At 38.8% G+C, this 21,140-nt stretch carries 23 protein-coding genes; 13 read left to right on the top strand and 10 right to left on the bottom strand.

What is annotated here, in order from left to right:
• Positions 1 to 46: 46 nt before the first annotated feature.
• The gene (gene lpcA / locus D7029_RS04695) at positions 47 to 625 is read right to left on the bottom strand and encodes a D-sedoheptulose 7-phosphate isomerase (RefSeq protein WP_006534804.1); all 579 of its coding nucleotides are present in this window, start codon (positions 623 to 625) and stop codon (positions 47 to 49) included.
• 238 nt (positions 626 to 863) lie between these two features.
• Between lpcA and fadE the strand changes: the two genes are divergently transcribed.
• Positions 864 to 3,311, top strand: a complete 2,448-nt coding sequence (fadE, locus tag D7029_RS04690) for an acyl-CoA dehydrogenase FadE (RefSeq protein WP_194951993.1) — start codon at positions 864 to 866, stop codon at positions 3,309 to 3,311.
• 108 nt (positions 3,312 to 3,419) lie between these two features.
• Here the strand turns inward: fadE and lysA are convergent, their stop codons facing one another.
• Positions 3,420 to 4,661 carry a diaminopimelate decarboxylase gene (gene lysA / locus D7029_RS04685; RefSeq protein ID WP_194951992.1) on the bottom strand — a complete coding sequence of 414 codons (1,242 nt, stop codon included), beginning with the start codon at positions 4,659 to 4,661 and terminating at the stop codon, positions 3,420 to 3,422.
• Positions 4,662 to 4,773: 112 nt separating this feature from the next.
• On the opposite strand from lysA, the gene D7029_RS04680 reads away from it, so the two are divergent.
• On the top strand, positions 4,774 to 5,700 hold the full coding sequence (locus D7029_RS04680; RefSeq protein WP_194951991.1) for a LysR family transcriptional regulator: 927 nt from the start codon (positions 4,774 to 4,776) through the stop codon (positions 5,698 to 5,700).
• Here D7029_RS04680 and D7029_RS04675 read toward each other — a convergent pair.
• Positions 5,677 to 6,597: a LysR family transcriptional regulator gene (locus D7029_RS04675; RefSeq protein WP_194951990.1), complete on the bottom strand. Its 921-nt coding sequence runs from the start codon at positions 6,595 to 6,597 to the stop codon at positions 5,677 to 5,679. The two genes, D7029_RS04680 and D7029_RS04675, sit on opposite strands and share 24 nt — an antisense overlap.
• A gap of 105 nt (positions 6,598 to 6,702) precedes the next feature.
• On the opposite strand from D7029_RS04675, the gene D7029_RS04670 reads away from it, so the two are divergent.
• Positions 6,703 to 7,575, top strand: a complete 873-nt coding sequence (locus tag D7029_RS04670; protein ID WP_194951989.1) for an MBL fold metallo-hydrolase — start codon at positions 6,703 to 6,705, stop codon at positions 7,573 to 7,575.
• Positions 7,563 to 8,231, top strand: a complete 669-nt coding sequence (locus D7029_RS04665) for a DsbA family protein (RefSeq protein WP_194951988.1) — start codon at positions 7,563 to 7,565, stop codon at positions 8,229 to 8,231. Before D7029_RS04670 ends, D7029_RS04665 begins: the two co-directional genes overlap by 13 nt.
• A 132-nt stretch (positions 8,232 to 8,363) precedes the next feature.
• On the opposite strand, the gene D7029_RS04660 is transcribed toward D7029_RS04665, so the two are convergent.
• Positions 8,364 to 8,999: an A24 family peptidase gene (locus tag D7029_RS04660; RefSeq protein WP_194951987.1), complete on the bottom strand. Its 636-nt coding sequence runs from the start codon at positions 8,997 to 8,999 to the stop codon at positions 8,364 to 8,366.
• 251 nt (positions 9,000 to 9,250) lie between these two features.
• On the opposite strand from D7029_RS04660, the gene rsmE reads away from it, so the two are divergent.
• The 4 genes from rsmE (at position 9,251) to ruvX (ending at position 12,074) form a co-directional block, all read left to right on the top strand.
• On the top strand, positions 9,251 to 9,982 hold the full coding sequence (gene rsmE / locus D7029_RS04655) for a 16S rRNA (uracil(1498)-N(3))-methyltransferase (protein WP_165125430.1): 732 nt from the start codon (positions 9,251 to 9,253) through the stop codon (positions 9,980 to 9,982).
• Between the two features lie 10 nt (positions 9,983 to 9,992).
• A complete protein-coding gene (gene gshB, locus D7029_RS04650; protein WP_075672353.1) occupies positions 9,993 to 10,949 on the top strand; it encodes a glutathione synthase in 957 nt (318 codons plus the stop codon).
• Positions 10,950 to 11,091: 142 nt separating this feature from the next.
• Entirely contained in the window at positions 11,092 to 11,655 is a 564-nt protein-coding gene (locus tag D7029_RS04645) for a YqgE/AlgH family protein (RefSeq protein ID WP_023581015.1), read from the top strand.
• Positions 11,655 to 12,074 (top strand): Holliday junction resolvase RuvX, encoded by a 420-nt coding sequence (gene ruvX, locus D7029_RS04640; protein WP_194951986.1) that lies wholly within the window; start codon positions 11,655 to 11,657, stop codon positions 12,072 to 12,074. The genes D7029_RS04645 and ruvX overlap by 1 nt, the downstream gene beginning before the upstream one ends.
• A 47-nt stretch (positions 12,075 to 12,121) precedes the next feature.
• On the opposite strand, the gene D7029_RS04635 is transcribed toward ruvX, so the two are convergent.
• On the bottom strand, positions 12,122 to 13,126 hold the full coding sequence (locus D7029_RS04635; RefSeq protein ID WP_194951985.1) for a type IV pilus twitching motility protein PilT: 1,005 nt from the start codon (positions 13,124 to 13,126) through the stop codon (positions 12,122 to 12,124).
• A 21-nt stretch (positions 13,127 to 13,147) separates the two neighbouring features.
• On the opposite strand from D7029_RS04635, the gene D7029_RS04630 reads away from it, so the two are divergent.
• Genes D7029_RS04630 through hemW form a run of 5 tightly spaced genes read left to right on the top strand, consistent with a single transcriptional unit; the run spans position 13,148 to position 16,983 of the window.
• Positions 13,148 to 13,846, top strand: a complete 699-nt coding sequence (locus tag D7029_RS04630; protein WP_194951984.1) for a YggS family pyridoxal phosphate-dependent enzyme — start codon at positions 13,148 to 13,150, stop codon at positions 13,844 to 13,846.
• 14 nt (positions 13,847 to 13,860) lie between these two features.
• On the top strand, positions 13,861 to 14,679 hold the full coding sequence (gene proC / locus D7029_RS04625; RefSeq protein ID WP_088493518.1) for a pyrroline-5-carboxylate reductase: 819 nt from the start codon (positions 13,861 to 13,863) through the stop codon (positions 14,677 to 14,679).
• 18 nt (positions 14,680 to 14,697) lie between these two features.
• Complete coding sequence (locus D7029_RS04620) at positions 14,698 to 15,255, top strand: YggT family protein (RefSeq protein WP_194951983.1); 558 nt, start codon at positions 14,698 to 14,700, stop codon at positions 15,253 to 15,255.
• 11 nt (positions 15,256 to 15,266) lie between these two features.
• Positions 15,267 to 15,860: an XTP/dITP diphosphatase gene (locus tag D7029_RS04615; RefSeq protein WP_194951982.1), complete on the top strand. Its 594-nt coding sequence runs from the start codon at positions 15,267 to 15,269 to the stop codon at positions 15,858 to 15,860.
• Positions 15,853 to 16,983, top strand: coding sequence for a radical SAM family heme chaperone HemW (hemW, locus tag D7029_RS04610; protein ID WP_194951981.1), 1,131 nt, complete (start codon positions 15,853 to 15,855; stop codon positions 16,981 to 16,983). Before D7029_RS04615 ends, hemW begins: the two co-directional genes overlap by 8 nt.
• Before the next feature lie 115 nt (positions 16,984 to 17,098).
• On the opposite strand, the gene D7029_RS04605 is transcribed toward hemW, so the two are convergent.
• The 5 genes from D7029_RS04605 to trmB all read right to left on the bottom strand — a co-directional run bounded on the left by D7029_RS04605 (position 17,099) and on the right by trmB (position 21,023).
• The gene (locus D7029_RS04605) at positions 17,099 to 18,049 is read right to left on the bottom strand and encodes a siderophore ABC transporter substrate-binding protein (protein WP_194951980.1); all 951 of its coding nucleotides are present in this window, start codon (positions 18,047 to 18,049) and stop codon (positions 17,099 to 17,101) included.
• Between the two features lie 167 nt (positions 18,050 to 18,216).
• On the bottom strand, positions 18,217 to 18,954 hold the full coding sequence (locus D7029_RS04600; RefSeq protein ID WP_194951979.1) for a DUF2884 family protein: 738 nt from the start codon (positions 18,952 to 18,954) through the stop codon (positions 18,217 to 18,219).
• A 22-nt stretch (positions 18,955 to 18,976) separates the two neighbouring features.
• Positions 18,977 to 19,903, bottom strand: a complete 927-nt coding sequence (glsB, locus tag D7029_RS04595) for a glutaminase B (protein WP_075672333.1) — start codon at positions 19,901 to 19,903, stop codon at positions 18,977 to 18,979.
• Positions 19,904 to 19,977: 74 nt separating this feature from the next.
• Positions 19,978 to 20,304, bottom strand: coding sequence for a YggL family protein (locus tag D7029_RS04590; protein WP_023581025.1), 327 nt, complete (start codon positions 20,302 to 20,304; stop codon positions 19,978 to 19,980).
• Positions 20,304 to 21,023 carry a tRNA (guanosine(46)-N7)-methyltransferase TrmB gene (gene trmB, locus D7029_RS04585; protein WP_088493525.1) on the bottom strand — a complete coding sequence of 240 codons (720 nt, stop codon included), beginning with the start codon at positions 21,021 to 21,023 and terminating at the stop codon, positions 20,304 to 20,306. Before trmB ends, D7029_RS04590 begins: the two co-directional genes overlap by 1 nt.
• Positions 21,024 to 21,140 lie beyond the last annotated feature (117 nt).

The raw sequence follows: 21,140 nt of genomic DNA, 5'->3' as shown, positions 1-21,140 counted from the left end.
TCCTTCTTGTCGATGTTTATTGCTAATTTATAGCAATATCAACAAATTATTTTTCCATTTCTTTTTCAATTAATTGGATCAGAATATGGATAACTTTGATATGAATTTCTTGAATACGATCAGCGTAACCGAAATGAGGTACACGAATTTCAATATCTGCTGTACCGTCCATTTTTCCGCCATCTTTCCCCGTTAACGTAATGACTTTCATGCCTTTCTCACGCGCAGCACTAATTGCTTTGATGATATTGCCTGAATTGCCTGAGGTTGAAATACCCAACAGAACGTCACCTTCTTTACCCACTGCTTCAACATAACGAGAGAAGATATATTCATAGCCAAAATCATTACTCACACATGAAATATGGCTTACATCTGAAATAGCAATGGCAGGATAACCAGGGCGATTTTCACGATAGCGTCCGGTTAACTCTTCTGCAAAATGCATTGCATCACAATGAGAGCCACCATTACCGCAAGATAATACTTTACCGCCTGCTTTAAAAGAATCTGCTAATAACACCGCAGCTTTTTGGATAGCTTCAATATTTGCATCATCTTGAAGAAAGCGAGAGAGTGTATCTGCTGCTTCTGTTAATTCACCACGGATAAGATCTTGGTACATAGGATTTTTACTCCAGAAAGGGTAATCGAAATTTTCTGTTTCTCAGTGTAACGGATTAAATGTCATGAAAGAAGATACCTATTATCGACAAATGCTAACTTCTCTCATTTACGAATAATTTGTGAGCTATATTGTAATTAGAATGTAAATATATTGATAAAAGTTAGTGACTGGATTAGATCTAAATAACAAACAACAGGTCTGACCTCTGATCTCTTGCTAAATACAGGAGTTTATTATGACACTACTCAGTATCGTACTTTTTATTATTCTTATTGGCGTACTTAGTTATCGCAAATTCGGTATTGCGGTAAGTAGCCTCGCACTTATTGCTTATACGTTAGTAATGGGTATCGCCAATATTTGGAGTTACTGGTTACTCCTCCCCGTTGCATTGGTTTTATTACCCTTTACTATTCCTTCTATTCGTAGAGCCTATATCTCAGTACCTGCACTTAAAGCATTTCAAAAAGTCATGCCTTCTATGTCTAAAACAGAACAAGAAGCTATTGATGCAGGTACAACATGGTGGGAAGGTGAGCTTTTCCGTGGTGCTCCCGATTGGAAACAACTTCATAATTACCCTAAACCACAGTTAACAGCTGAAGAACAAGCTTTCCTTGATGGACCTGTCGAAGAAGTTTGCCGTATGACAAACGACTTTGAGATCACACATGAATTAGCTGATTTACCTCCTGAAATTTGGCAATACCTTAAAGATAATCGCTTCTTTGCGATGATCATTAAAAAAGAGTACGGCGGATTAGAGTTTTCAGCCTACGCTCAATCACGCGTATTGCAAAAACTGTCGGGAGTATCTGGTATTTTAGCCATCACCGTGGGTGTACCTAATTCTTTAGGCCCCGGCGAACTGCTACAACACTACGGTACTGATGAACAGAAAAAACGCTATTTACCCGGTTTAGCCAAAGGCGATGAAATTCCTTGTTTCGCATTAACAAGCCCTGAAGCGGGCTCCGATGCAGGAGCTATTCCTGACAGTGGCATAGTCTGTATGGGTGAATGGCAAGGCGAGCAAGTACTTGGTCTTCGTTTAACATGGAATAAACGCTATATCACGCTCGCCCCTATCGCAACCGTATTAGGATTAGCATTTAAATTACGCGATCCTGACCATCTATTAAGTGATGACGAAAACCCAGGCATTACCTGTGCGTTAATTCCAACTGATGTCAAAGGTGTTGAAATCGGTCATCGTCATTTCCCACTGAACGTACCATTTATGAATGGACCGACTCGTGGTAAAGATGTTTTTGTTCCTATCGATTACATCATTGGTGGACCAAAAATGGCAGGTCAGGGCTGGAGAATGCTGGTGGAATGTCTCTCTGTTGGTCGAGGTATCACTCTCCCTTCAAACTCTACTGGCGGATTAAAAAGTGTGGCTATGGCAACAGGTGCTTATTCTCGTGTCCGTCGTCAGTTCAAAATTCCAATTGGTAAAATGGAAGGCATTGAAGAGCCATTAGCTCGTCTGGCTGGTAACGCCTATCTTTTAGATTCGGCGGCAACCTTAATTACTACGGGTATTATGCTGGGAGAAAAACCTGCCGTATTATCCGCTATCGTAAAATATCATTGTACTCACCGAGCACAACGTGGCGTTATTGATGCAATGGATATCGTTGGTGGTAAAGGGATCAGCCTTGGGCCATCAAACTTTGTCGCACGTTCTTATCAAGGTTCTCCAATTGCCATCACGGTTGAAGGTGCCAATATTTTAACTCGTAGCATGATCATTTATGGTCAAGGTGCTATCCGTTGCCATCCTTATGTATTAGATGAAATTGCAGCGGCACGAGACAATAACCTACACGATTTTGACCGTGCTTTATTTGGTCATATCGGTCACGTGGCAAGTAACACCTTACGCAGTCTATGGTTAGGTATCACCAATGGACGATTAAGTAATTCGCCAACTAATGATGAAACTCGTCGTTATTATCAACAAATTAACCGTCTGAGTGCCAATATGGCGCTGTTATCTGATGTTTCAATGGGTGTTTTAGGCGGAAGCTTAAAACGTCGTGAGCGTATTTCAGCACGCTTGGGTGATATATTAAGTCATATCTTCCTCGCATCTGCCGCACTTAAGCGTTATGAAGATGAAGGTCGCCATACCGCCGATTTACCTCTCGTACATTGGAGCGTAAAAGAGTGTTTATACCAAGCTGAAAATGCGATTGACGAACTGCTACGCAATTTCCCAAGCCGTGCTGTTGCTGGCACTATGCGAGCAATTATTTTCCCACTGGGTAAAGCTCAAAAATTACCATCAGATAAATTAGATAGCAAAGTGGCGCAACTTATCCAACAACCGTCTGAAACCCGTGATCGCATTGGTAGAGGTCAATACTTAACACCAAGCGAGCATAATCCACATGGTTTAATGGAAGAAGCACTGCTGGATATTTTAGCGGCTGAACCTATTTTCGACCGTATTTGTCGCCTCTATGAGAAGAAATTTAACTTTACTCAATTAGATAAATTAGCAGACAAAGCACTGGCTGATAAACGAGTAACTCAAGAAGAAGCTGATATCTTACGTAAAGCAGAACAGAGTCGCTTACGGAGTATCAATGTTGATGAATTTGACTTTGATGCATTGGCGGTGCCAGCAAAAAAGCCGAAAACTGACAAAGTCAAAACAGACAAAGCAGCCTAACAATCGAGATAAAGGGAAATATTTCCCCTGATAGAACACAAACACCTCATCACTTTTAGTCATGAGGTGTTTTTTATTAAGAACAAACTATTAAGACCAAAAAATTAATTAGAGATCTAACTCCAATGCTAATAACTCTTCTATTGTTTGGCGACGACGAATTAATTGAGGAACGCCTTCTGTTATCAACACTTCAGGAATAAGTGGTCGGCTATTATAATTTGATGACATTGACGCACCATACGCCCCCGTATCATGGATCACTAAATAATCGCCCACCTGTGCTTGAGGCAATAAACGAGGAACAACCGTACCGCCTTCTTGCTGAGTAAAAACATCACCCGATTCACACAACGGACCTGCCACAATAGTCTCTTGTAATTCTGTCATTGGTTTTATTTGACCATGACTGTCTAAAACTGAAATCTGATGATAACTGCCATACATTGCAGGACGCATTAAATCACTAAACCCAGCGTCCACCAGCACATAATGACGGCTTCCCATTGATTTAACGGCTCTCACTTGTGAAATCAATACACCGGATTCAGCCACTAAAAAACGTCCCGGCTCAATCTCTAACTCAACAGAATGCCCTAAGTGTTGTGCAATACGTTGGCGTGCTTTATCCCATAAAGAAAAATAGTGATCCAAATCGACCGTTGCATCACCTTCTTGATAAGGCGTTGATAATCCGCCTCCTGCCGAAATCGCTTGAATATCAACTTGAGAGGTAAGCACTTGCTCTACCATTGCATCGCAGACACTAGCAAGATGTTGATAGTCAACACCCGAACCAATATGCATATGAAAACCAACTAGAGTTAGATTATATTGCTGGATCACAGCTAACGCTTCTGGCACATCTTCATACCAAATACCATGCTTACTGTTTTCACCACCTGTATTGGTTTTTTGACTATGCCCATGACCAAATCCGGGGTTAACCCTTATCCAAACTGCATGACCTTGGTTACGCTCACCTAATTGACGGAGCATATCAATAGAGCCTGCATTAACAGGAATATCTAACTCAACAACACGTTCAATGGTTCTTTCATCAAGTAAATCAGCCGTAAAAACAATCTCACTTTTTTCTCTGCCACCTTGATAACCGGCAACTAAAGCGCGTTCAATCTCCCCCAATGAAACAGAGTCAACTTTGACACCCTGTGCTTTCATTAAACGTAAAATATGAATATTGGAGCACGCCTTTTGAGCAAATCGAACTACATCAAAAGATTTAAGCTGGGCAATACGCTGAGAAATTGTATCGCCTTGATAAATCCATAATGGCGTTCCATAGGTTTGTGCTAATTGGTATTGAGCCATAGTTATTGATGTTGTCATGTTATCTACTCATAGAAGTCACTGGTGAATAAAATCATTATTTATGAACTTACAAGGGAATAAAAATATCAAATAAGCTACACTCTATTCATCGGTGATATAGGAATACAAGATGAAAGCTCCTTTTAATTGGCGACATATTGAAATTTTTCATGCAGTGATGACCACTCAAAACCTTACTGAAGCCGCAGAGTTACTGAAAACGTCACAACCTACTGTCAGTAGAGAGCTATCTCGTCTTGAACATCTATTAGCATTTAAATTATTTGATAGAATAAAAGGCCGCTTACAGCCCACAACTGAAGGATTACGCTTTTTTGAGGAAGTACAGCGTTCTTATTATGGTTTAGATAGAATAATTAACGCTGCTGAAAATATTCGTCATTTTAACCAAGCAGAATTGAATATCACCTGCTTGCCCGCATTTGCTCAATCATTATTACCTTCAATCTGCCGACAATTTCTAGATAAATATCCTGACGTCAATTTAACTATTGTCCCTCAAGAATCCCCTTTATTAGAAGAGTGGTTATCCGCACAACATTACGATTTAGGATTGGTAGAACACACACAAACGCCAGCTGGAACGCGACAAGAAACTATACTTACACTCAATGAAGTCGCAGTTTTACCCAAGTCACATCCATTGTGTAAAAAACCATTGTTGTACCCTACTGATTTTCAAAATGAACGTTTTATTAGCCTGTCAGCCAATGATAGCTACCGACAATTAATTGATACCGTATTTATTAAAAATAGAATTGCACGACAGTTAGTAATGGAAACGCAAAGTGCCGCCTCTATTTGTGCAATGGTGAGTGAGAATATCGGCATTTCAATTGTTAACCCTATTACCGCACTTGATTACTTAGATAAGTCTATTTGCCTTCGTCCTTTAAGCTTTACTATCCCTTTTACCATCAGCTTAATTACCCCATCACATCGCCCTTCATCACAACTTGTTACCTATTTTATTGATGTAATGAAAGAAATATTATCAGATTATCCTAAACGGCTAACCCAAGCTTTTACCCGATAAAGCAAGCCAATAAGGTGATGATGAAAACCACTCTACTAAGAAATCCAGCAATACTCTAACGGCTGCGGGCATATTTTGCCGGCTCGCTAAAACCGCATAAATTCCCATCGGCTGAGCTTGATAGTCAGACAAAATTTGTTCTAATTCACCACTTTCAATATAAGGTTTGGCTGAGTAATAAGGTTGTAACGATATACCAGCTCCTTTTAATGTTGCTTGCAATAAAACAACCGATTCATTTGCGCTTAAATTCCCCCCAACAGGTACTGAATAACGTTCGTCACCTAAATTAAATTCCCACAAGCTACGACCAAAAAATCGGTAAGTTAAACATTGATGCTGAGCGAGTTCATCTGGCGTTTGAGGTATACCTTTTTTTGCTAAGTAATCTTTATGAGCACATACCACAGAAAGACATGTCGCGAGCGAGCGTGCGATTAAGTTAGGCTCAAGGTGATTCGTAATACGCAATGCAATATCAATACGTTCTTCCACCAAATTCACGGTTTGATTAGTAATTTGCAAATCAACCGCAATTAAAGGATAACGCTGCATAAATTCACATATTGCCACTGACAAAATACTGTTTGCTAATGATTGTGAACTGGTAATACGAACAAGCCCACTGATTTGATGACGCTCTTTAGGAATATTAGCGGGTATACGTTCGGCCATTTCTAATAGCTGTACACTCTGTTCATATACTATTTCGCCTACTGATGTTAGGCTTTGTTTGCGTGTTGTTCTATGCAATAAGCGCACTCCTGCCCACTCTTCCATCTCATTTAAATAACGCGTCACCATAGCTCTAGACATACCTAGATAATCAGCAGCTTTTATCATGCTTCCCTGCTTCACAATAGTTACAAACACTTCTGATGCTTTTATTTTATCCATTTGATTTACTCGATTTACGCAACAATCAATTGCCTAAAATAGGGTTTTTCTCTTGTTTTATGCAACATATTATAGTCAGCAACAACATTATGGAGAAAACAAAAGATGAAAAAATTACTTCCTTTAACACTTGCAACTACCGCATTCTTCGCAACATCAGCATTAGCGACTGATTTAACATTAGATATTTATAACCCAGGAGAAGCGAGTGTTTTCCCTGTTTCTTCTGAAATTATTTATGGCGATAAAGATGCCGTTTTAATTGATGCACAATTTCAAAAAAATGATGCTCAAGCTTTGGTTGATAAAATAAAAGCCTCTGGAAAAAATCTGACTTATATCTATATCAGCCATTCTGATCCTGACTTTTATTTTGGGTTAGATGTTATTACTGATGCATTTCCAAATGCTAAAGTGATTGCAACAGCACCCACAATTAAAGCCATTAATGAAACTCAAGCAGGAAAACTTGCCTACTGGGGACCTGTACTTAAAGAAAATGCCCCTCAGAAAATCATCATTCCTGAAGTATTAAAAGGCGATAGTTTTTCTCTAGAAGGTGAAACCATTTCAGTCAAAGGTTTAGATGGACAATCTCCAGATAGAACATACCTTTATGTTCCAAAACTTAATGCAGTAATGGGTGGTGTTTTAGTCTCTGAAAATATTCATGTTTGGTTAGCCGATACTCAAACTGTGGAAGAGCGCCAACATTGGGTTAGTTCGTTACAGCAAATAAAATCGCTATCCCCAAAAACCGTTATTCCTGGTCACTATTTACCAAAAGCAACGTATGATCTACAAGCCGTTGACTTCACAATGAATTACCTAACTGAGGCTGAGAAAAATCTTGAAAAAACGAAAAATTCAGATGAATTTATTGCAGCAATAGAAAAAAATCATCAGAATTTAGCAGATAAATCAAGCCTAGAACTTAGTGCAAAAGTACTAAAAGGAGAGATGCAGTGGCCTCAGTAGCAAGCAATACAGGTAATACCCAAGGTACTAAAATATTGCACTATGTTTATGATCCTCTTTGTGGTTGGTGCTACGGCATTGCTCCCCTGATTGAAGCGGTAAGCAATACGTTTCCAAATACCATTAAGTTACATGGTGGTGGATTGTTTACACCAGCAAGAGCTGTAACGGGTGGTCAATCATGGAAAGAGCATGTTACGCCAATTGATGAGCGTATTAGTCAATTATCAGGTCAAGTTTTTAGTCATGCATATCATGACGCTCTTGGTAACACTGAAATGGTATTAAACTCACTGCTACCTATTTCAGCCGTTCTTGTTGCTGAAATAATGGGAAAGCGAGATGTTTATTTACTAAAAGCATTGCAAGAAGCCTATTACCTTGATGGCTTAAATATCAGTGATAAAGACACTCTGCTATTTATTGTGAAAAAACTTGGTTTTGATGTTGAGCAGTTTGCATCTTTACTGTCTGAAATTAGCGAAACACAAATTCAGCAACATTTAAGCCAGACACAACAATTAATGTCCCAAGTTAATGGCCGCGGTTTTCCGACTTTATTTATTGAAGATAACCAAGGTTACCACCTGATACCAGTTGAAAAATATTTAGGTGATACAAAACGTTGGCAGCAATTTATAAAAGAAAACCTATAATCTTCTTTTCAGTGTGCTGATTAATTTCCGCACACTGCCTTCTTTATTTCGATTCTTATTATTTTCTTATACATATCTAGAAAAAGTTCGAACCCCCTTAAAATAAATAAAAATCAATTAGTTGAAATAATTTCAAGATGAAAAATTGAAACCTAATACCATTAATGTTGAAAATGAAAGGCAAGAGCCAAATGCCACTTTTTTGATATGATCTTTTGTTGCGATTAATACCGCACAATACACACTTAATCCGAGAAAAGAGCCCAACAAAAGAATATACGGCAATTTTTCAAATCCACACCATGCCCCAATAGCACCAAATAATTTCACATCACCAAAACCTAAAACACATTTTTGGCAAATAAAATATCCCCATAAATAGATGCTATAAAAAAGTCCAACACCACCTAAAAAACCATAAAAAGCATGATTGAAAGGTATTAATCCATATACTGTGTAATTACACAATAACCCTAAAAATATTAGCCAATAAGTCAACGTATTAGGCAGAAGAAAATAATCAGCATCAAAGAAAGAGAGCATCAACAAATAAAAGCTTAATACTGAAAGTATTATCAATAAAGAAAATGAGTTAATTGAAAAAAACCAGTATAAACAAACGATAATGTAACTCAGTGTAAGTTGTTTACGTCGAGTTTTAGCTAACAAAAATAATAATGGAAAAGGTAGGCAAAACTTAATAAAAGCAAGAAAATCATTCAAAAAAGAAAACAAAGGTATTTTTATAAAACAACGGCTTAATGGCATAAATATCTACTCCTTAGATACATCGTTATCCTTGTTAAGCTACTGTATAAGAGGCTCCATTTAATGCCGAGATTTTTCTTTAGAATGACAATGAAAACATGAAATTTTGCGACAAAACACGCAATAAGATCCACGCTATAATAACGACAAAAGCAAAGTGATAACTTGCATGCCATAATGTCATGCGTATGATGCATATCACATATTTTATTTATCACGGTTAACCATCTTTTACGTAAGGGTTTCACGTTATGCGTATTCCTCGCATTTATCATCCAGAACCACTCACAGCAGGTACTCAAACAGCATTAGATGAAGAAGCATCTAATCATGTTGGGCGTGTATTAAGAATGTCTACGGGGCAAAAACTAGCACTGTTTGATGGTTCAAATCAGGTATTTGATGCTGAAATCATAGAAAGCACAAAAAAGTCAGTCACTGTGCAAATCAATGAAGGCATTGTTGATGATAAAGAATCCCCTCTCGACCTCCATTTAGGACAAGTGCTTTCACGAGGCGAGAAAATGGAGTTTACTATTCAAAAATCAGTTGAGTTAGGTGTTAATACGATCACTCCACTGATCTCAGAACGCTGTGGTGTTAAACTTGACCCTAGCCGTTTAGAGAAAAAACATCAGCAATGGCAAAAAATTATTATCTCGGCATGTGAACAATGTGGCAGAAATAGCATCCCACAATTAATGCCGGTGATGTCATTAGAAGAATGGTGTGCTCAAGATGATGGTAGTTTAAAACTCAATTTACATCCTAGGGCTAACCAAAGTATTAATACCTTACCCTTACCTGTTAAAAAAGTGCGCTTATTGATTGGCCCTGAAGGTGGACTTTCCCCTGAAGAAATCGCCATGACAGCAGAGCACCATTTTACTGATATTTTATTAGGTCCTCGTGTATTAAGAACTGAAACAACAGCGCTCACCGCAATCACCGCTTTGCAGGTTCGGTTCGGCGATCTGGGATAAAGGAGAAGTAATGATTAAATTAGGTATTGTGATGGACCCAATTTCATCCATCAAAATCAAAAAAGACACCAGCTTTGCCATGTTATTAGAAGCGCAACGTCGTGGCTGGGAAATTCATTATATGGAGATGAACGATCTTTACCTACACCAAGGTGAAGCACGCGCTCACACTCGTTTACTCAGCGTAGAAGAAAACCCAGAAAAATGGTTTGAGTTTGGCAAAGAGCAAGATATTGCTTTAGGTGAACTTGATACCATTTTGATGCGTAAAGATCCGCCTTTTGATACCGAATTTATTTACGCAACCTATATTTTAGAACGTGCTGAAGATATGGGAACACTGATAGTTAATAAGCCACAAAGCTTACGTGACTGTAATGAAAAACTCTTTACTGCATGGTTCCCAACATTAACACCAGACACCTTAGTGACTCGTGAAGCTAAGCATTTACGCGCTTTTCATGAAAAACACGGTGATGTCATTTTCAAACCATTAGATGGCATGGGTGGTGCATCAATCTTCCGCTTGAAAAAAGACGATCCTAACGTAGGTGTTATTATTGAAACACTCACAGAACACGGTCATCGTTTCTGTATGGCACAAAATTTCCTACCTGAAATTGTCGATGGTGATAAGCGCATTCTAGTTGTCGATGGTGAACCTGTTCCTTATTGCTTAGCGCGAATTCCTGCAAAAGGTGAAACTCGAGGCAACTTAGCCGCTGGTGGTCGTGGCGAAGCTCGCCCATTAACAGAAAGTGATTGGGCTATTGCGCGTCAAGTTGCACCTATCCTTAAACAAAAAGGTCTTATTTTTGTTGGATTAGATGTTATTGGCGATCGCTTGACTGAAATTAATGTCACAAGTCCAACATGTGCGCGTGAAATTGAAGCGGCTTATCCTGATGTTTCTATTACAGGCATGTTAATGGATGCAATTGAAGTACGCTTAAACAAGAAAAACTAACTTTTAGACACTGAGATTAAAGGGTTTAAAAGTATGAACCTAGCCCCCACATATTAATCAATAAGCGGTATACATTAAGAAATACAATGTATAAAAGGGCTAGGTTTTTTAATAAAAATGATCAGGGAACAGTACTACTATTATGAATTTACTTAACCATTTTCTTATTGCTATGCCTTCATTAAGCGATCCGTTATTTGAACGCTCGGTCGTCTATGTTTGCGAACATAATGAAAACGGTGCGATGGGTTTAATTATTAATAAACCTATTGAAGATATCTCTGTGGAAGGTGTATTAGATCAACTGGAAATTTTTTCGACTGATAGAGATGAAGCAATTAGCTTACAAAAACCCGTGATGTCAGGAGGTCCAGTTGCAGAAGAGCATGGTTTTATCTTGCACACTCCAGTTTCAGGCTTTAGTTCTAGTATCAAAATTAGTGACAGCACGATGATCACAACTTCCAAAGATGTATTAGAAACCTTAGGTACAGCAAGACAACCAGAAAAAACATTAGTCTCTTTGGGTTATTCTAGTTGGGAACAAGGCCAATTAGAGAAAGAAATTTTAGAAAATAGCTGGCTAACAGTTGAAGCTTCACCTCAAATTATTTTTGATACCCCTATTGCTGAACGTTGGCATAAAGCCGCTGAATTAATTGGGATTAATATTCACACCATTTCACCGATAGCGGGTCACGCATAATGTCAAACAGAACGGTAATGGGCTTTGATTTCGGTACAAAAAGCATTGGTGCCGCTATCGGTCAAGAAGTTACAGGAACAGCAAGACCTTTAGCCTCATTTAAAGCAAAAGATGGTATTCCTGATTGGACTCAAATAGAAAAAATCATAAAAGAGTGGCAACCTGATCTCGTGGTTGTCGGCTTACCTCTTAATATGGATGGCACCGAACAGTTAGTCACAACTCAAGCTAAAAAATTTGCTAATCGCCTTCATGGTCGATTTGGTGTACAAATTGCCTTGCATGATGAACGCCTTAGCACCGTAGAAGCTCGCGCTCATCTTTTTGAGCGTGGCGGTTACCGTTCCTTAGATAAAGGCAGTGTAGATGCCGCATCTGCCGTTATTATTCTTGAAAGCTGGTTTGAACAGCAATGCTAAAAATAGCTTCCAACTAATCATAGTCACCTATTTTTACTTATAAGTTATCACTCAGCTTGAATTAAACCTTCATGTTGGCGTTGCTGCCGACTTAACATGAAGGTTTGCATACCGTATTCACTACCTGTTTGCATTAATGTTGTCACTTGGTGGTATTTTCCTTCTCTAATAAGATGCGAAATACCCTGTGTGACCTGCATTATTTCAAATAACGCCACACGTCCGCCTTCAATTGAAGAAACTAACTCTTGTGAAATTATCGCCCTTAAACTGCACGCTAATTGTGATGAAATCCATTGTCGCTCATTACCTGTAAATACATTTGTCACGCGCTCAAGTGTTTGTGCCGCCCCTTGAGTATGCAATGTAGCCAGCACCAAATGCCCTGTTTCTGCTGCCGTTAATGCCAACTTAATACTTTGTGCATCTCTTAACTCGCCTAACATAATGACATCTGGATCTTGGCGCAGAGCGCTCTTTATCGCATTTGCAGTATGTTGAACATCTCGCCCTATTTCCCTTTGCTGCACAATGCTTTGCTTATTGCTATGTATAAATTCAATAGGATCTTCTAATGTCAAAATATGCTGACGTTGATATTGGTTTAAATGATTGATCATTGCCGCTAATGTCGATGATTTCCCACTTCCTGTTGCACCAGTCACCAAAATAAGTCCATGAGAATAGTTGTCTAAAAGTGTTGAAACCGACTTGGGTACTCGAAGTTTATCTAAAGAAGGAATTTGTGTTTCAATTATTCTTAATACAGCTGAAATGCCTTTTTGTTGGCGAAATAAATTAACACGAAGTCGCTGCCCACAAGACAGCGTGAGTGCTGTATCAACTTGCCCTTCATTCTCAAAAATTTGCTTTTGAGTGTTGCTCAAAAAAGGCAAAAACCACGCTAATAGACTATCGGAAGTGATAGGTTTACATTGATTTTGTTGATAAAGTATTCCATTGATCCGCAATCGTGGTACATCACCACAACAAAGGTGCAGATCCGAGGCGTTATGCTTTACACTATATGCAATTAAATTTTCCATTTTCATCTTATTATCTCCTGAGTTGCCATGAATACTATTAAACAGAATCTCGTCAATGTCAGGTCTCACATTGACACAGCAGCGCAGAAATGCGGCCGTTCTTCAGAAGAAATAACACTACTTGCAGTGAGTAAAACAAAACCTGCGAGTGACATCGAAAAAGCAATAGCGTGTGGACAAACTGAATTTGGTGAAAACTATGTCCAAGAAGGTGTTGATAAAATCAATTATTTTGCTGATAACCACACCTTAGTTTGGCACTTTATCGGCCCTTTACAGTCAAATAAAACACGTCTTGTTGCTGAAAATTTCGATTGGTGCCATACCATTGATAGATTGAAAATCGCTCAAAGATTAAGTGACCAACGTCCTGACTCATTGCCACCAATAAATGTCCTTATTCAAATCAATATTAGTGATGAGAACAGTAAATCAGGTATTAATCTGACTGAACTTGATGGGCTAGCGGCACAAATTTCTATTCTATCAGGTATTAAATTGCGCGGATTGATGGCTATTCCAGCACCTGAAAGCAATTATGACAAACAAGTTGAAGTACTAAAAAAAATGCATCTTGCATTTAAACAATTGCAATCTCAATATCCCGATATAGATACCTTATCTATGGGAATGACAAGTGATATGGAGGCTGCTATTGCTTGTGGTTCAACACTCGTTCGTATTGGAACAGCAATTTTTGGCGCAAGAGATTACGCGACTAAGTAAAAATAGAGGTTTATATGGAACATCGTAACATCGCATTTATTGGCGCTGGAAATATGGCTCAAGCCATTATTGCAGGATTGGTTCAAGGTGGATATCCAGCAAATAAAATAACCGTCAGCTCACCTTCTGCCATTCGCCGTGAACCACTAGAAAAAGAGTTCGGTATTCATAGTACTAATGACAATATTGATGCGGTTCAGAAAGCGGATGTTATTGTGTTGGCAGTAAAGCCACAAATGATGGAAGAAGTTTGTAAGCCCTTACAAAATATCGATATGAGCAAAAAGTTAGTCCTCACTATCGCTGCTGGCATCCCCGCTACTCGTTATAACGACTATTTTGCAACTCAATTACAGCTTGTTCGTATTATGCCAAATACTCCGGCTCTTGTAGGTAAAGGCTTAAGTGGTATGTTCGCTCACAATTCACTTTCATCTCAAGATAAACAGTTTGCCGATGAATTAATGAAAAGTGTCGGAACAACCGTTTGGGTAGAGCAAGAATCTGCCATCAATGATATTATCGCCGTTGCTGGTAGTGCACCCGCTTATTTCTTCTTGTTTATGGAATCAATGCAACAAGAAGCAGAACGTTTAGGTTTTTCACCTGAAGTGGCAAGAGCTATTGTGCAACAAGCAGCAAGTGGTTCTACCGCCTTAGCAGAGAAACAACACATGTTACCTTTCTCAACTTTACGCGAGCAAGTAACATCAAAAGGTGGAACGACAGCAGCTGCACTTATGCAGTTTTATGAAGGTAAACTACCTGAAAACGTCGCTTCTGCCATGCAAGCTGCGATTAAACGTGCGCAAGAAATGGAAAAACAATTTTAATTTCATCAGGGCCAACTAATGAATTTTTTAAATTTCGTCATTCTGACTCTTCTTCAACTCTACACATCCGTACTGCTATTACGTGTTTGGATGCAATGTGTCAGAGCTGATTTTTATAATCCTTTTTCACAATTTATCGTCAAGATCACACAGCCAATTGTTCGCCCATTGAGAAGTATTATTCCTTCTATTGGTCCTATTGATACAGCTTCAGTTTTATTAGCCTACATATTAATTCTGCTAGGTATTATCGTCCCATCTTACTTATCAGGAACATCTATTCCTTTATCTTTAATGTTCCCATTCGCCTTTATTGAACTGCTTACAGCAGCAGGTAAGATGATTTTCTGGTTGATCATTATCCGCGCAATTCTTAGCTGGGTAAGCCAAGGTCGTAATCCAATTGATCATCTTTTATTTCAATTAACAGAACCTTTAATGGCACCAATCCGTCGTGTCATTCCGGCGATGGGTGGTTTAGATTTCTCTGCAATGATTGTTATTCTTGTGCTTTACGCCCTGAACTATCTGCGCGTAGACGTTTTACAATGGCTACTTAGCGTAACGCTTTACTAAGGATAACACTCATGCAAAAAGTAGTGCTCGCAACTGGAAATCCGGGAAAAGTTAAAGAGCTAGCCTCTTTACTTTCTGCTTTCGGTTTAGATATTGTTGCTCAAACAGAGCTTGGTGTTGATTCTGTTGAAGAAACTGGCCTAACTTTTGTTGAGAATGCGCTGATTAAAGCTCGTCATGCAGCAAAAGTAACCGGTCTACCAGCTATTGCTGATGACTCCGGTATTTCAGTAAATGCTTTAGGCGGTGCTCCGGGTATTTACTCAGCACGCTATGCAGGTGTTGATGCAAGCGATCAGCAAAATCTGGATAAATTGCTTGATGCAATGAAAGATGTTCCTGCTGAAAAACGCCAAGCACAATTTAACTGTGTATTAGTTTATATGCGCCATGAAAACGATCCAACTCCGCTGATTTTTCACGGTATTTGGCACGGTGTATTAAGCACAGAAATGCACGGTGAAGGTGGATTTGGTTACGATCCTATTTTCTTTGTTCCTGAATTAAATTGTACTGCGGCACAATTAACTAAAGAGCAAAAAAATCAGTATTCACATCGTGGTAAAGCACTTAAATTAATGTTGGATGCCCTTAAGAATGCTTAAGTTGCCTCCATTAAGTTTGTATATTCATATTCCTTGGTGTGTACAAAAATGCCCTTATTGTGATTTCAACTCACACACGCTAAAAGGCGAAGTTCCACATCAGGAATATGTGCAACATTTACTCAATGACTTAGATGCCGATCTTATTCACGTTGGCTCCCGTGAAGTCCAAACCATATTTATTGGTGGCGGTACACCTAGCTTATTAAGCGCTGAGTCAATGGCTGATTTACTCTATGGCGTTAAAGAGCGCATTGCTGTTAGTCCTAATGCAGAAATTACGATGGAAGCTAACCCGGGAACCGTGGAAGCTGAACGCTTTGCTGGCTTCCAACGTGCGGGTGTAAATCGTATTTCTATTGGTGTGCAAAGTTTTGGCAACGATAAGCTTATTCGCTTAGGACGCATTCATGATGCTGATGAAGCTAAAAATGCGGCTCGTTTAGCCAAAGAATTAGGCTTACGTAGTTTTAATTTAGATTTAATGCATGGATTACCAGACCAATCATTATCTCAAGCACTTTCGGATTTACAGCAAGCAATAGAGTTATCCCCACCACATTTGTCTTGGTATCAATTAACCATTGAACCCAATACACAATTTGGCTCTCGTCCACCGAAATTACCTGATGACGATATGCTGTGGGATATTTTCTCAGAAGGTGACAAATTACTGACAGCCGCAGGTTATCAACAATATGAAACATCAGCATATTGTAAGCCGGGCTTTCAATGTGAGCATAACTTAAATTATTGGCGTTTCGGGGATTATTTAGGTATCGGTTGTGGTGCTCATGGAAAAATAAGCTTTGAAGATGGTCGCATCATGCGAACAGTAAAAACCAAGCATCCTAAAGGTTTTATGGAAGGTCGTTATCTCCACCAGCAAAATTTTGTTGATAATGATGACCGTCCATTTGAATTTTTTATGAACCGTTTTCGTCTGTTAGAAGCATTCCCTAGACAAGATTTCAGTGATTACACGGGGCTTTCTGAAGAAGTTATTCGCCATCAAATAGATGAAGCTTTGGCCTTAGGTTATATCAGTGAATCAGACACTCACTGGCAAATTACACCTCATGGCAAACTCTTCCTCAATTCATTGCTTGAGTTATTCCTTTAATATTGCTGATTTCAAATAATTAGCTTAAAAAAATGCCCATACTGATTAATCACAGTTGGGCATTTTTCTTTATTACAAACCTTAAAACATCATAAAAATCTTAAGGTTAAATCAATTAAAGTGCGTTTTCTACCGCTTCAATTTGTTTAGTTAAACTGTCTAAACCACCGCCAGAAAGATACCAAAGATCAGCTTGTAGATAAATAATACCGCTATTTTTATAAGCCGAGGTTGTTTTGATTACCTCATTTTCAAATGTTGCTTTGTCTAATTTATCAGCGCCAATAGCTTCGCTACGATCCACAATTAAAATAACATCAGGATTAGCTTTTGCGATCATTTCAGGTGTTACAACACGACGTTTGCCTTTCTCTTCTTCAGCAACAGGCGGTAATTCGGCTCTTTTGGCTTTAACAACATCATAAACAACACTTTGATTATTAGGCATTAAATTGCCAGCGTTATGTAATAGTACTAAAACTTTTTTGTCAGATCCTGCTGCTTTTTTCTGGGCTTGCTCAATAACAGTATTTAATTTAGCAATTTGCTCTTGAGTCACTTGTTGTTTATCAAATAATTCACCTAATAATTTGATATTTGACTCAACTGAATTGAGATAGTTTGCGCTGTTAGTACCTAAATTAACGGTTGGTGCAATTTTCGCTAAAGCCTCATATGATGCACCTTGGCGACCCGTAATAATAATTAAATCAGGTTTAATTTCGGCTAATTTTTCTAAGTCAGGCGCTTTCATACCACCTACATTAGCAACGTTGCTTGCAATACTTCCTTTAATATAGGCAGGCGCATTACCTAACGGTAGCCCAACTACTTTATCGGCTAAACCTAACTGAACTAAAGAATCATAAAGACCAAAATCAAATAGAACCACTTTTGAAGGGTTCTTAGTGACCGACGTTTCACCTAATAGGTGTTTAATCACCATCTTGTCATTGTGCTGACTAATAACTTGGTTAGGTTGGTATTCGATTGGCGTTTTGCTTAACGCAGAGAAACTGGTTACAGAAAGGATAGATGCGATAACTAAAGGAAGGATCTTCTTCATTAATTTTGCCCTGTTTAAGTGGAATACTCAAACAGGGCATTCTAAACAGCTCATCTCATAAGTCAATTGAATAAGAATGATTTTCATTATTGTTTTCAATTGTTGTGAGATAGAAATTTATATACTCTAAATAATTCAAGATCTCGCTTGAAGAATGACGAGTATCATTATTTTTTTAGAGAATTAACAAGCTCCACTCGTTGACTCTCCATTTGGGTTATTTTGCTACAAGCTTGCTGACCAAATTGAGTAAATGCAGCTTCTTGCTGTTTCCACTCCTGATCTATAATTTTTTGAAAACCATCTAAGTTTCCTAATAGTCCGCCCAAGGCTTTTTTACTGTCACCACCAGCTGCTGCTAATAACTGTTTTTTTCCCAATTCATTAATGCTGTCTTGCAACATACCACCTAGGCTACTTTCTACGATTTCACGACCTTTGGCTTCGACTTCTTTTATGGCTTGAGAATGGAATGTAATGTTATTCGGTTCTATGCTGACCACTCTATCCATTTGCTGATTAAGATCTTTCTCTAATCTACTTAATCTATTAAGGATATTGCTATCTTTACCAAAAGCTTCAATCACCACTTTATCAAGCACTTTGCGAGAATCTTGCAGTTTTACCCCTGTTTCAGTTCTTAACCAAGGTACGTCTCGTCTTACTGTGGCTTGATATTTCTTTGCTAGTTCTTGTTGCTGTGGTGTCAATGAGGCACTTTTTTCATTTTGAAATAGTGTGCCGTCAGGATAAATCACCATTAAACCATGCGAACCTGCGACTTCAACAAATTCAGAGGTTATGCGTAAATCATCTTTTGGCATTACAGCACAATCAAAACTTGGTGATGCATTTGCTGTACCCGCAACAAAAAACAGTGTGACAGCAATATTTCTTAAATTCATAACAACTCTCCTGAAAACACACCTAAAAAATTGAACGCCCTACTTTGTTTGCTAATAATTCAAGTGCTGCACAACCTGCTAATGAGTTACCTGATTTATCCAGCTCTGGTGACCAAACTGCAACCGTAAAGGCATCTGGAACAACAGCAATAATGCCACCACCTACGCCTGATTTTCCGGGAATACCGATACGAAACGCAAATTCACCGGCACCATCATACATGCCACAAGTTAACATTAACGCATTTATTTGGCGGGTTTGTCTTGGCGTAATAATCTGATTTTTATTACCCACACATGTACCTTGATTAGCCAAATAACTAAAACATCGCACTAACTCGGTGCAACTCATCTCTATTGAACAATAGTGAAAATAGGTTTCCAGTACTGTAATAACATCGTTCTCAAAATTACCGAAAGATTTCATCAGGTAAGCAATAGAGGCATTTCGACTAAGATGCTCCATCTCTGATTTTGCGACCACTGAGTTATAACAAATATCAGGAGTATCAGTGAGAAAACGGATCACTTCTAACATTCTTTGCTTAGGCGCACTTAATCGAGACTGCAACATATCAGTGATAACAATGGCACCCGCATTAATAAAGGGATTACGTGGTATTCCTTTTTCCATTTCTAGCTGTATCAAGGAATTAAAAGGAAGCCCTGATGGCTCTTTTCCTACACGTTGCCAAATTTCATTTTCTTCATAACGTGTTAAAGCAAGCGTTAAGCTAAGTACTTTAGAAATAGATTGGATTGAAAAACGCTTATCTGCCATGCCTGATTGATAGAGTTCACCATCAACCGTATAAACAGCCATAGCAAGCTGCTCTGGAGGTACTTGAGCTAATGCGGGGATATAATCCGCGACTTTTCCTTGCCCGATTAATGGGCGAATTTGTTGCAAAATATCTGACAGTAATGCGTTAGATAACGTTGTAGTCACAGTCCCTTCCCCAGACAGACAAGGGCATCCTTTTGGATGCCCTTGTTATTATTTGCTAAATGTATAACTTTCTATCAATCCCACCAAACATCAAATAGTTCAGAGGTCTGTACATCTTGCATTTTGCTTTCTTTTAGGAAGTTTTCGACTAATTGGCGATGCTCTTCTGTACATTTACCAATTTGTTGTAAGCAGATTAAGCCTTCCCAGCTCAGGTAACCACTTGCATCAAATGCCAGCCCATTTGGCTCAATAACTTTGAGGATCAGTTCATCAACAAAGCGATCTACTTCCTCAATTGGGGTATTTTCTGGGAAAGTCCATTTAACTGAGAAACCTAATTCCTGAAATTCATCGATACGCATTTTTTTGCGTAAGCGGCGACTACGTTGTTTAGCCATTATTTTACCCTCTTAAACATAAGATCCCAGACACCATGCCCTAAGCGATGACCGCGTTTTTCAAACTTAGTCACAGGGCGTGTTTCTGGTCGTGGTACATAATCCTGAGTTTCTGATAAATTCTGATAACCTTCAACACTTGTCATTACTTCAAGCATATGTTCTGCATATGGTTCCCAATCTGTCGCCATATGAAAAACACCATCTAACGTTAATTTTTTTAAAATTAATTCTGCAAAAGGCACTTGAACAATACGACGTTTATTATGACGCGCTTTGTGCCATGGATCAGGAAAGAATAACTGAACCATTTTTAAGCTATTATCTGGGATCATATGATTGAGCACTTCAATCGCATCGTGACACATGACTCTCAGATTGCTTAATTGTTCTTCTTCAGCACTTGCCAGACAAGCACCAACTCCCGGTGCATGTACTTCAATACCGAAATAATTATTTTCTGGTGTATTTTTTGCCATAGTCACGAGCGATGCGCCCATGCCGAAGCCAATTTCTAAAATTACAGGCGCTTCGCGTCCAAAAACCTGACTGAAGTCGATGGGTTCCGGTTGATATTCAATGCCAAAGGCAGGCCACTGTGTTTCTAATGCTTGCTCTTGACGAGGCGTTAAACGGCCTTGTCTACGAACAAAACTACGAACGCGTCGTAAAGCACGTCCTTCTTCGTTGAATTCCGGAGAAATTACATTCTTGATCATGTCTAATACTGTCAGTCGTTAGGCCAATTATTTACTTAAAATCGTTATAATGTCGCAATAGTGCAACTTAACCGACATTATCCAAAGATCACTAAGTTTAGCAAGAGTCACTCATAG

Source organism: Proteus vulgaris (assembly GCF_016647575.1).
Classification (GTDB): domain Bacteria; phylum Pseudomonadota; class Gammaproteobacteria; order Enterobacterales; family Enterobacteriaceae; genus Proteus; species Proteus mirabilis_B.
The sequence above is the reverse complement of the archived record's forward strand: the minus strand, read 5'-3'. Positions and strand labels throughout refer to the sequence as shown.

Coding starts and splice junctions, on each gene's coding strand:
- lpcA (WP_006534804.1), bottom strand. CDS start 625: ATGTACCAAGATCTTATCCGTGGTGAATTAACAGAAGCAGCAGATACA.
- fadE (WP_194951993.1), top strand. CDS start 864: ATGACACTACTCAGTATCGTACTTTTTATTATTCTTATTGGCGTACTT.
- lysA (WP_194951992.1), bottom strand. CDS start 4,661: ATGACAACATCAATAACTATGGCTCAATACCAATTAGCACAAACCTAT.
- D7029_RS04680 (WP_194951991.1), top strand. CDS start 4,774: ATGAAAGCTCCTTTTAATTGGCGACATATTGAAATTTTTCATGCAGTG.
- D7029_RS04675 (WP_194951990.1), bottom strand. CDS start 6,597: ATGGATAAAATAAAAGCATCAGAAGTGTTTGTAACTATTGTGAAGCAG.
- D7029_RS04670 (WP_194951989.1), top strand. CDS start 6,703: ATGAAAAAATTACTTCCTTTAACACTTGCAACTACCGCATTCTTCGCA.
- D7029_RS04660 (WP_194951987.1), bottom strand. CDS start 8,999: ATGCCATTAAGCCGTTGTTTTATAAAAATACCTTTGTTTTCTTTTTTG.
- rsmE (WP_165125430.1), top strand. CDS start 9,251: ATGCGTATTCCTCGCATTTATCATCCAGAACCACTCACAGCAGGTACT.
- gshB (WP_075672353.1), top strand. CDS start 9,993: ATGATTAAATTAGGTATTGTGATGGACCCAATTTCATCCATCAAAATC.
- D7029_RS04645 (WP_023581015.1), top strand. CDS start 11,092: ATGAATTTACTTAACCATTTTCTTATTGCTATGCCTTCATTAAGCGAT.
- ruvX (WP_194951986.1), top strand. CDS start 11,655: ATGTCAAACAGAACGGTAATGGGCTTTGATTTCGGTACAAAAAGCATT.
- D7029_RS04635 (WP_194951985.1), bottom strand. CDS start 13,126: ATGAAAATGGAAAATTTAATTGCATATAGTGTAAAGCATAACGCCTCG.
- D7029_RS04630 (WP_194951984.1), top strand. CDS start 13,148: ATGAATACTATTAAACAGAATCTCGTCAATGTCAGGTCTCACATTGAC.
- proC (WP_088493518.1), top strand. CDS start 13,861: ATGGAACATCGTAACATCGCATTTATTGGCGCTGGAAATATGGCTCAA.
- D7029_RS04620 (WP_194951983.1), top strand. CDS start 14,698: ATGAATTTTTTAAATTTCGTCATTCTGACTCTTCTTCAACTCTACACA.
- D7029_RS04615 (WP_194951982.1), top strand. CDS start 15,267: ATGCAAAAAGTAGTGCTCGCAACTGGAAATCCGGGAAAAGTTAAAGAG.
- hemW (WP_194951981.1), top strand. CDS start 15,853: ATGCTTAAGTTGCCTCCATTAAGTTTGTATATTCATATTCCTTGGTGT.
- D7029_RS04605 (WP_194951980.1), bottom strand. CDS start 18,049: ATGAAGAAGATCCTTCCTTTAGTTATCGCATCTATCCTTTCTGTAACC.
- D7029_RS04600 (WP_194951979.1), bottom strand. CDS start 18,954: ATGAATTTAAGAAATATTGCTGTCACACTGTTTTTTGTTGCGGGTACA.
- D7029_RS04590 (WP_023581025.1), bottom strand. CDS start 20,304: ATGGCTAAACAACGTAGTCGCCGCTTACGCAAAAAAATGCGTATCGAT.
- trmB (WP_088493525.1), bottom strand. CDS start 21,023: ATGATCAAGAATGTAATTTCTCCGGAATTCAACGAAGAAGGACGTGCT.